This window comes from Mesorhizobium norvegicum, from assembly GCF_004919685.1.
In the GTDB taxonomy this organism is placed as follows: Bacteria; Pseudomonadota; Alphaproteobacteria; order Rhizobiales; family Rhizobiaceae; genus Mesorhizobium; species Mesorhizobium norvegicum.
The window spans coordinates 1-7159 of sequence record NZ_SMYZ01000152.1; the positions used below are offsets into that span (position 1 = coordinate 1).

At 67.0% G+C, this 7159-nt stretch carries 7 protein-coding genes; 1 reads left to right on the forward strand and 6 read right to left on the reverse strand.

Annotated features, from left to right (window positions below):
• Positions 1-858, reverse strand: an 858-nt coding sequence (cbiE, locus tag FCU66_RS39670; RefSeq protein WP_136625504.1) for a precorrin-6y C5,15-methyltransferase (decarboxylating) subunit CbiE, incomplete at its 3' end; no start/stop codon positions are given.
• Between the two features lies 1 nt (position 859).
• Here cbiE and FCU66_RS39675 point away from each other — a divergent pair.
• Positions 860-1621, forward strand: a complete 762-nt coding sequence (locus FCU66_RS39675) for a cobalt-precorrin-6A reductase (protein ID WP_136620203.1) — start codon at positions 860-862, stop codon at positions 1619-1621.
• On the opposite strand, the gene FCU66_RS39680 is transcribed toward FCU66_RS39675, so the two are convergent.
• The 5 genes from FCU66_RS39680 to FCU66_RS39700 form a co-directional block, all read right to left on the reverse strand.
• The gene (locus FCU66_RS39680) at positions 1585-2349 is read right to left on the reverse strand and encodes a precorrin-3B C(17)-methyltransferase (RefSeq protein ID WP_136620202.1); all 765 of its coding nucleotides are present in this window, start codon (positions 2347-2349) and stop codon (positions 1585-1587) included. The two genes, FCU66_RS39675 and FCU66_RS39680, sit on opposite strands and share 37 nt — an antisense overlap.
• Entirely contained in the window at positions 2346-3104 is a 759-nt protein-coding gene (locus FCU66_RS39685; RefSeq protein WP_136620201.1) for a precorrin-2 C(20)-methyltransferase, read from the reverse strand. Before FCU66_RS39685 ends, FCU66_RS39680 begins: the two co-directional genes overlap by 4 nt.
• The gene (locus tag FCU66_RS39690; RefSeq protein ID WP_136620200.1) at positions 3101-3733 is read right to left on the reverse strand and encodes a precorrin-8X methylmutase; all 633 of its coding nucleotides are present in this window, start codon (positions 3731-3733) and stop codon (positions 3101-3103) included. The genes FCU66_RS39685 and FCU66_RS39690 overlap by 4 nt, the downstream gene beginning before the upstream one ends.
• Before the next feature lie 2 nt (positions 3734-3735).
• Complete coding sequence (gene cobG, locus FCU66_RS39695; protein WP_136620199.1) at positions 3736-5211, reverse strand: precorrin-3B synthase; 1476 nt, start codon at positions 5209-5211, stop codon at positions 3736-3738.
• Positions 5208-7159: cobaltochelatase subunit CobN (locus FCU66_RS39700; RefSeq protein WP_181956595.1), on the reverse strand; the 1952-nt coding region annotated here is incomplete at its 5' end. The genes cobG and FCU66_RS39700, both read right to left, overlap by 4 nt.

Here is a 7159-nt window from a genome sequence, read left to right on the forward strand (position 1 = left end):
CATCGAGGGGTGGGCCAGCATCCATTCGATGCCGATGGAACCGGAACCGGCGCCGATGTCCCACAGCAACTCGCCGCGCTTCGGCGCCAGCGCCGACAGGGTCATCGCGCGGATTTCGCGCTTGGTGATCTGGCCGTCATGGTCGAACAGATGATCGGCAAGGCCAACCGTGAGCGGCAGGACGCGCGCATCCGGGCCGGATTCAACTTCGACCGCCAGAACGTTGAGCGGATTGATGTTTTCGAGATCGAAGGCATCGGCGCGCGCCGAGCGCCGGTTCTCGCTTGGCCCGCCCAGTGCCTCCAGAACCGTCAGCCGCGATGCGCCGAAGTCGAGTTCGGTGAGCAGGCGGGCGATCGCCGCAGGGGCTTCGGCATCCGACGTCAGCGCCAGGATGCGTGCGTTTGGCTGCAGCAGCGGCCGGATCAGGTCGAGCGGCCGGCCATGCAGCGAGACGGTCTCGATATCCTGCAGCGCCCAGCCGAGCCGGGCGGCTGCAAGCGAAACGGCTGACGGGGCGGGGATGACATGCATCTCCTGTGGCTTGACCTTGCGGGCGAGGGTGGCGCCGACGCCGTGGAAGAACGGATCGCCGGAAGCGAGCACGCAGACATTCCTGCCGGCAAGGGCGAGCACGTCGCGCATCTCGGCATCGAAAGGAACCGGCCAGGATCGCGCCTCACCCTTGGCAAAGGCAGCGACGAGCGCCAGATGCCGCTTGCCGCCGAAGATGATTTCCGCCTGGGCAATCCGCTGCTTGGCCTCGTCGCCGAGACCCGCTAAACCGTCCTCGCCGATGCCGACGATTGTGAGCCATCGTGAGTTGAGCTTGGTACCGCGCGGACCCTTAGCAGGCATGATGACCCACCGCATTCTGATCCTCGGCGGCACCACCGAAGCGCGGCAACTGGCCGGAAAACTGGCGGCGCGTGCCTCGGTCACTCTGTCGTTGGCCGGGCGCACCGAAAGCCCGGTCGCACAGGGCGTGCCGGTGCGAACCGGAGGATTTGGCGGTGCCGATGGGTTGGCCGCTTACCTGCGGAAAGAGCATATCGATTTGCTGATCGACGCCACGCATCCCTATGCCGCGCAAATCTCGGCCAATGCGGCGCAAGCCGCGCGCGTCGCCGGCGTGCCGATCCTTGCCCTGCGGCGCCCGGGCTGGGAGCCTGTCGAAGGCGACCGCTGGACGCTGGTCGATACGTCTGGCGATGCAGCGCAGGCGCTTGGACGGGCGCCGCGCCGCGTTTTCCTGGCGCTCGGCCGGCAAGAGGTCGCCGCCTTCGAAGCAGCGCCCCAGCACCATTATCTCATTCGCAGCGTCGATCCCGTCGAGCCCAAGCTGGCCGTGCCCGATGCTGTGTATCTGTTGGCCCGTGGCCCGTTTCACGAGGCGGAGGAACGCGCGCTGCTTGAAAAGCATCGCATCGATGTCGTTGTGTCCAAGAACAGCGGCGGCGCGGCGACCTACGGTAAGATTGCCGCGGCGCGGGTGCTTGGCATCGAGGTGGTCATGGTGCGCAGGCCAGCGTTGCCGGATGTTGCCTCGGCTGAAACCGTCGAACAGCTCGCCGCGATGGTCGATCATTTTGTCCGTCCCACCGACGAGCGCGGTGTGTAGACCAGCGCTGGCTTCTCGGCGCGCTTGATGATCCGGGTTTCCGGCGAGCCGATGATGATGCAGGTCGCCATGTCGGCCTTTTCAGCCTCGACTTCGGCCAGCAGAGTGACCTCGATGCGCTCGTCCGGGCGGCCGGCGGCGCGGCCGAAAATCACCGGCGTGGTGCCCGGCAGGATCGCGGCGAGGCATTCGAAGGCGCGGCCGAGCTGCCAGGGGCGGGCCTTGCTGATCGGATTGTAGAGCGCGATGACGAAGCCGGCGCCGGCTGCCGCCAGCAGGCGCAATTCGATCAGTTCCCAGGGCTTCAGATTGTCTGACAGCGAAATGGCGCAGAAATCATGGCCGAGCGGCGCGCCGATGCGGGCGGCGACGGCGAGCATGGCGGTGATGCCGGGCACGACAGCGACATCGACCGCGCGCCATTCGACCGGGCCGGCCTCGATCGCCTCGCAGACGGCCGCTGCCATGGCGAACACGCCGGGATCGCCGCCGGAGACGACAGCGACGTCATGACCCTCGGCGGCTTTGACCAATGCATCCTTGGAGCGGGCGAGTTCCTCGCGGTTGTCGGAAGCGACGCGGGTCTGATCCGGGCGCAGTTCCAGCCGGTCGAGATAAGGCTTGTAGCCGTAGAAGAATTTTGCCTCGGCGACGGCGCGACTGGCTTCCGGCGTGACTTGATCGGCATTGCCGGGGCCGAGGCCGATGACGGTAAGACGGCCGCTCATGCCTGCGCTCCCAAAGTGCCGGGGCGCCCGGACCAGCCGGCCACCAGCACGATGGCGAAGTAGGGCGCCTTGTCGTCCTGCTTGTCGGCAAGCTTCATCGAGACGCTGCCGGCCATGGTGCCGCGCTCGACATAGACGGCGCGTGTCAGCTTGCCGGTCGCTTCCAGCGCCCGCCTGATCTTGGGCAGGTTGCGGCCGACCTTCATGATGACGGCGGCATCGGTATCCGCCAGCCGACGGGTGAGCTCGAATTCGCTCATCGTGCCGGGCAGCACGGTCAGCACGTCGTCACCCTGGACGATCGGAACACCAGTCTGCGACCAGCAGCCGGACATGGCGGTGACGCCGGGAATGACTTCGGTGGGGAAGCGATGGGCGAGGCGCACATGCAGATGCATGTAGGAGCCGTAGAAAAGCGGGTCGCCTTCCGACAGCACGGCAACCATTTTACCTGCCTGGAGGTGCTCGGCGACCTTCTCGGCCGACTCCTCGTAGAAAGCCGTGATCTGCGAGCGGTAGTCGTCGTGTTCCTTGTCGATTTCGGTGGTGACGGGATAGAGCAGCGGCAATTCCGTCATTTCAGGCCGGAACTGCGCTTCGACGATGGCGCGCGCGTTGCTGTTGTTGCCGCGCTTGGCGAAATAGGCCACGACATCGGCCTCGGCCAAGACCCGCGCGGCCTTCAGCGTCAACAGTTCGGGGTCGCCGGGACCTGTGCCGACGCCGACGAGACGACCTTTGAGAAGCGCGTTCACAGGCCGGGCCTCGCCAATGAATTGAGTGCTGCGGCGGTCATGGCGCTGCCGCCAAGTCGGCCACGCACGATCGCGTAGGGAACGCCGTAGGAATTCTCGGCCAGTGCATCCTTGGATTCAGCCGCACCGACGAAACCGACCGGCATGCCGATGATGGCCGCGGGCTTGGGCGCGCCATCGCGCAGTTTTTCCAACAGATAGAACAGTGCTGTCGGTGCATTGCCGATGGCGACCACCGACCCCGCAATGCGCTCGCCCCACAGGTCGATCGCGGCGGCCGAACGGGTGTTGCCAATCTCCCTGGCGATGTCGTGCGTGCGCGGGTCGCGCAAGGTGCAGATCACCTCATTGCCGGCCGGAAGCCGGGCGCGGGTGACGCCATGCGAGACCATTTCCGCATCGCAGAAGATCGGCGCGCCAGCCGCCAAAGCGGTGCGCGCGGCGGCAACGAAATCGGTGGAGAACACAAAATGGCTTGATGCTTCGACCTGGCCGCAGGCGTGGATCATGCGGATGGCGACATCGGCCTCGGCTTCGGAAAAGCGCGACAGATCAGCCTCGGCGCGGATGATGGCGAAGGAGCGCTCGTAGATCGCCGTGCCGTCATGGATATAGTCGTAGGCGGCCATGCTCATTCCTGTCGGTAAGCCTCGGCGATACCGGCCGGCCCGAGCCTTGTCAGGCAAGCGGCGGCGGTTTCGCCTTGATATCGTGTGCTGCGGATCATTGCCGCGACGCGGCCGATGCCGCGCGCGGCGTCATAGCCCGGCCTGTAGCCGGCAGGAAGTGCCTTTGCCGTCGCGTTCACGACAAGTCCGGCTCCGTTTTCGCCGCCGACGATCGTCAGCGCCGCCGGACCGGGGTGGGCGCAGCCCTTGGCGCAGCCGGAAATGTGCAGGGTGAAGTCGAGGATGTCGGCGTTTTCAGCCGCGATCGTCTCGGCGATGTCGCGCGTGGCGATGCGGCCGGAGGCGCAGGCTGGTGTGCCAGGGCACGCGGCGATGCGCGTGCGCGGGTCGGTGGCGGAGGTGACGAAGCCGAGGGTGGCGGCTGTGTGCTGAAGGGTTTGGTTGGCGGCGGTTGGTTGACCAAGGAAAAGCAGGGCGCGGCCTGGGGCGAGGCAGATTTCGGTTGCGCCGAGGGTGAGGGCGGTTTGGGTGAGGGCGATGAGCTTGTCTGCTGGCATGCTGCCGTAGGGGAGAGCGATGCCGAGGGTGAAAGTGTCGCCGGCTAAGGGGAAAAGGCCGATAGGTTTGCGCGAGGCGCCCCCCTCTGTCCTGCCGGACATCTCCCCCACGAGGGGGGAGATTGGCAGTTCGGGCGCCGGCACTCCCTCTGCAGCCGTGGAAATTGGCGAAGGTGAGCGTGAATGAGCAATCTCCCCCCTCGTGGGGGAGATGTCCGGCAGGACAGAGGGGGGCGCCACAGAATGCCAGCTTGCGAGAGAAGCCAATTGCCTCTCCGACAAATCCCTCGCATGCGCTTCGCGGCCTTTCTCGGCAACCATCCTCAGCACGGCAACGGCGACATCGCGCGCTGCGTCTTCATCGACCGTTGCGAATAGGTTCGCACTTTGGCTGTCACCGGTAACGGATACAGCCCACAGGATGCCAGCGCTTGCGCGCACCGCATTCAGCCTGACATCGGCCGTGACCGTGTCCATGACCAACTGCCCACCGCCGTCTACAACCACCGAAACCTTCGGCCCCAGCCGATGCGTCAGCCCGGCCTCTTCGACCGCCGCCCTGATCCGTTCAGCCAGTGGCCGGGGATCGGCAATCTCTTGCGGGTCTATACCGGCCAGCGGCCCGGTCTCGACCGGCACGCCGGTGCGCACGGCGATGCCCAGCGCATCGACCTCTGTCGCCAGCCGCCCCGCGCTGTCCGTCGTCAGGCCGCGTATCTGCAGGCTGCCGCGCGCTGTCACTTCCATGATGCCGTTGCCATGCCGCAAAGCGGATTCGGCTATCCCGATCAAGAGCTTCGGCGACAATCCTCCAGAAGATGGGCCTCCCGCGACCGGGTTGAGCCGCACCAGCAGACCGTCGCCGGTTTGCATCGGGGCGGAGAGTGCCGGACAAGCGCCGCGACGCGAGAAGGCGTTCATGCCGCCACCCCAAGCGCTTCTGCCTCGGCAACCAGGGCTGCGAGATCGTCGTCGATGGAATTGCGCAGGGGATGCCAGAGGCCACGTCGGCGCGCCGACAGGAAGCGTTCGGCGATGATTTTTGCTGCGGCGGGGTTCTCGCGCAGGATGAAGGCGCGGACAGCCGGATCGCCTAGATAGGCATCATGCACGGCTTCGATCAGCGTTCCCGAAATGGCGTGAGTGGTTTCGGCAAAGCCGACCAGCCGGTCGACGGTTTCGGCGAATTCGGAGGCGCCGCGCGGGCCGTGGCGCATCTGTCCGGCGATGAAACGGGCGTTGACGGCGCGGGCACGCACGACACGCGACACGGCCTCGCTGACCGAGCGCGGCTTCGGCTTTTGCGGGTCCGTGGTGTCGAGCACGATGACGTCGGCATTCCTGCCGAGCGCCGCAAGGGCGGCCGAAAAGCCGCCAATGAAGGCGACGTCGGCGGAGCCTTCAAGAATGTCGCGGCCGGGGTCGTCGCCGGTGTGGACGAGAAGATCGGCCTCGGCGATGCGGCCCTCGAAGGCGCCGGGCGCGGAGACGCCTTCGCCCTCCGCGCCGCCATAGGCATGCGATGTGGCGTCGAGATAGGCGCGGCCGATCTCTTCACGCGCGCCCCAGTCACCGGAGGACATGAGATCCTCGACGCCGGCGCCATAGGTGCCGGGCGAGGTGCCGAAAATACGCGGGCTGATCTTGCCGTCAGCGCGGGTTTTGGCCGCGAGCGGGTTTTCCGAATCCTCCTCGTCGCGGGTGGCAACGGCGTTGGCGGCGGCATCGATCAGCGCGATCTGGGTCGGGAACATGTCGCGGAACAGGCCTGAAATGCGCCAAGTGACGTCGACGCGCGGCCGGCCAAGCGCGGCCGGCGGCAGCACTTCGATGCCGGTGATGCGACCGGTCGCCGAATCCCATTGCGGCCGGCAGCCCATCAGCGCCAGGCCTTGAGCGATCTCCTCGCCGCCGGTGCGCAGCGATGCCGAGCCCCAGAGATCGATGACCAGCGAGCGCGGCCAGTCGCCATGCGATTGCATGTAGCCGCGCATGACTTCCTCCGCCGCTGACTTGCCCAGATCATAGGCGGTCGGCGTCGGCATGGTGCGCGGGTCCGACGTGAACAGATTGCGGCCGGTGGGCAGAACGTCGGAACGGCCGCGCGCGGGCGCGCCGGCCGGACCGGCCTTGACGTGGCGGCCATCGAGCGCGGCGAGCAGCGCCGTCTTTTCGGCCGCCGCACTTTGGCGGCGCATGGCGTCGGGCTCATCCTCCGGAGCGCGGCCATAGATATGCAGCCCGTCCTTGATGGCAAAATCCTTGAGGTCGCAGAGCCAGGCGTCGATGCGGCGCAGCGCCTCGTCCGGCGCGTCGGTCCTGGCAACGCCGGCTTCGGTGGCGAGGCCGGTTTTTTGCGCGGTGTCGACGATCAGCTTGGCCAGACGGTCGCGGCGGCGACGGTCAAGCCCGTCGGCCTGGGCATATTCGTCGACCAGCCGCTCGAGCCTGTGCTGGTCCTCATCCAACCCGGCGCCGGTCAATGGTGGAGGCAGATGGCCGAGGGTGACGGCGGCAATGCGCCGCTTGGCCTGTGCAGCCTCGCCGGGGTTGGAGACGATGAAGGGATAGATGACGGGCAGGGGACCGGTGACGATCTCGGGAAAGCAGTTTTCCGAAAGCGCTACCGTCTTGCCCGGCAGCCACTCCAGCGTGCCATGGGCGCCGACATGGACCAGCGCATGAACGCCGAGCGATTTGCGCAGCCACAGGCCGAAGGCGATCAGGGCATGGCGCGGCGGGAGGGTTGGGTCGTGATAGTCGGCGCGGCGGTCGGCGGAGCGGCCACGGTCTGGGGCGAGCGCTACGGTGATGTTGCCGAAGGTCGCGGCGCGGAAGGGGAAGCCTCCGCGCGAGGCGCCCCCCTCTG

What these genes read in the sequence shown, in the direction of transcription:
- FCU66_RS39690 (WP_136620200.1), bottom strand. Translation starts at nt 3,733, where the DNA reads ATGGCCGCCTACGACTATATCCATGACGGCACGGCGATCTACGAGCGC.
- FCU66_RS39680 (WP_136620202.1), bottom strand. Translation starts at nt 2,349, where the DNA reads ATGAGCGGCCGTCTTACCGTCATCGGCCTCGGCCCCGGCAATGCCGAT.
- FCU66_RS39675 (WP_136620203.1), top strand. Translation starts at nt 860, where the DNA reads ATGACCCACCGCATTCTGATCCTCGGCGGCACCACCGAAGCGCGGCAA.
- cobG (WP_136620199.1), bottom strand. Translation starts at nt 5,211, where the DNA reads ATGAACGCCTTCTCGCGTCGCGGCGCTTGTCCGGCACTCTCCGCCCCG.